Here is a 2,509-nt window from a genome sequence, read left to right on the forward strand (position 1 = left end):
GAGCAGATGGACGCGGCGGTCAACAGCCTGCGCATCGTGCTCGCGGCCGAACAGAGCATCGAGCTGGGGCGGACGGTGGAACTGGGCTGATGCAATCCGGCCGCTGGCGCTGGAGGAGGCGCCGGCGCGGCCTGATCTTCCAGGGCAAAGATTGGAGCCTCCACAGGACAATCGTTTCAGGTTCGCGCAGCCCCTCATTGCCCTGCCGGGCATTTCTCCCCGTATAGTGACGGGGAGAAAGACGCGGTCGCTGATGATTTCGCCAATCACCAGCGTTGCAGAAGGAGCGCCGACGATCGCGACAGCCCCCTTCTCCCCGTCACTATACGGGGAGAAGGTGCCGGCAGGCGGATGAGGGGCAGTGCCAACGTCGGCAATTGGCATCGAGAATTGGGAGGGAGACATGATCACCGACAGTCTGTTGAAAACCTACGCTGACTCAGACGCGCTTGACCTGGCCGCGCTGGTGCGTGGCGGCCAGGTTTCGCCGGCGGAGCTGGTCGAGGCGGCGATCACGCTGGTCGAGCGGTTGAATCCGTCGCTCAACGCGGTCATCCACCGCCTCTACGACATGGCGCGCGCGCAGGCGCGCACAGTCGACAAATCGGCTCCCTTTGCCGGCGTACCATTCCTGCTCAAGGAACTGGCCTCGTCCTGGACAGGCGCGCCGAACACCAATTCCTGCCTCTATCTGAAAGACGTCGTCGCCGACTTCGACACCGAAGTCGTTCGCCGCATGAAGGCGGCGGGACTGGTGCTGGTCGGCAAGTCGAACGCGCCCGAAAACGGCTGGTCGATCACGACGGAGCCAAAACTCTACGGCACGACGAAGAACCCGTGGAAGGAAGGCATCACGCCCGGTGGATCGAGCGGCGGTGCGGCGGCGGCCATCGCCTCGCGCATGGTGCCGATCGCGGAAGCAAGCGACGGCGCCGGCTCGATCCGCATTCCCGCCTCCTGTTGTGGCATTGTGGGCCTGAAGCCGTCGCGTGGCCGCGTCAGCCTCGCGCCATTCGGCGACTATTGGTATGGCGGCGCCTATTTTCTCTGCTGCTCGCGCACGGTGCGCGACACGGCGGCCTATCTCGACGCCGTCGCCGGCGCGCTGCCCGGCGACCCCTACACGCCGCCGGTGCCGGATGCGTCCTCGCTCAGCCTGTCGGCGAGCGCGCCGAAAAGATTGCGCATCGGCTTCACCGTCACGCCGCCCAACGGCACGGCCATCGATCCGGAGGTGAAGGCTGCGGTGCTGGCGACCGTGGCGACGCTCGAGCGGCTTGGCCATGACGTCGAGGAGCACGACATGCCGCTCGATGCCAACGGCGTGTGGACGACCTACACCAACATGACCTGCGTGCAGACGGCGGCGACCTTCGACTATCTCGAAACGGTGATCGGCCGGCCGGTAACGCCTGGCGATGTCGAGGCGGTGACCTGGGCGATCATCGAGCGCGGCCGCGCCACAAGCGGCATCAGGCACATCCGCGATGTGGAGCGGCTCAGGCAGGTCGGCCGCGCCATTGTCGGCGACCTCAATGGCTATGATCTTTTCGTCACGCCCACCTTGACGCAATTGCCGCGCCCGTTCGGCTATTACGACATGTCGGAGACGGACATCGACCGCTACAACGCCAAATGGACGGACGCCGTCTTTGCCTTCCCGTTCAACATTTCAGGCCAGCCAGCGATCTCGCTGCCGCTCGGCTGGTCGAAAGGCGGCGTGCCGATCGGCGTGCAGCTGGTCGGCCGCTACGGCGACGAGGCGACAGTGCTGGCGGCGTCGGCGCAGCTCGAAGAGGAAATGCCTTGGAGGGACAGGCGGCCGCCGGTGAGTGCTTAGCAGCCAAGGGCCTAAGCATCGGCGTTCGCGCTCTACGGCGCCCCCCCTCTGGCCTGCCGGCCATCTCCCCCACGGGTGGGGAGATTGGCGGCTTCGGCGCCGGCTCCTCTTCTTGCCATGTTGAAGATTGGCGACGGCGGCTACGACAGTCGATCTCCCCCCTCGTGGGGGAGATGCCCGGCAGGGCAGAGGGGGGCGCCGTAGAGTGCCAACGGCGATAGGGACCGCTACCCAATCACCTCCAGCCGCCTCGGCAGCCGGTTCATGGCGACCGGTCCATCCGGCGTGATCAGGAACTGGTCCTCGAGGTTGAAACTGGCGAGGCCGTCGATGTAGAGCGGGATCTCGAAGGCCAGCACCATGCCTGGCTCGATCACGACATCGCTGCCGGCCGCGATGAACGGCCATTGTTCGGAAAAAACCGACTGGCCGACGCCGTGGCCGAAATGGCCGCGGCGGTAGGAGCGCAGGCCTTGCCGGGCCAGGCTGTCGGTGGCGACGCGATGCACATGGGCGAGCGTGTTTCCGGGGACAAGCTCGGCCAGGCCATCCTCGAAGGCGCGCTCGGCAATGGCGTGCAGCTCCGCCTGGTCCGCCGAGGGCGGGCCGAAGGTGAAGTTGCGCGACATGTCGGAGGCGTAGCCGCCGACCGTGCAGACCATGTCGCAT

General features: G+C 66.3%; 2 protein-coding genes. One reads left to right on the forward strand and one right to left on the reverse strand.

Translation table 11 applies throughout. The annotated features are described in order from the left end of the window. The first annotated feature begins 403 nt into the window (after window positions 1-403). On the forward strand, window positions 404-1,840 hold the full coding sequence (locus tag EOA36_RS33205) for an amidase (RefSeq protein WP_127280985.1): 1,437 nt from the start codon (window positions 404-406) through the stop codon (window positions 1,838-1,840). A 227-nt stretch (window positions 1,841-2,067) separates the two neighbouring features. Here the strand turns inward: EOA36_RS33205 and EOA36_RS33215 are convergent. After that, the coding region (locus tag EOA36_RS33215) for a M24 family metallopeptidase (RefSeq protein WP_145969450.1) at window positions 2,068-2,509 on the reverse strand (442 nt) is incomplete at its 5' end.

Source organism: Mesorhizobium sp. M8A.F.Ca.ET.021.01.1.1 (genome assembly GCF_003998025.1).
GTDB lineage: Bacteria > Pseudomonadota > Alphaproteobacteria > Rhizobiales > Rhizobiaceae > Mesorhizobium.

Coding starts and splice junctions, on each gene's coding strand:
- EOA36_RS33205 (WP_127280985.1), top strand. CDS start 404: ATGATCACCGACAGTCTGTTGAAAACCTACGCTGACTCAGACGCGCTT.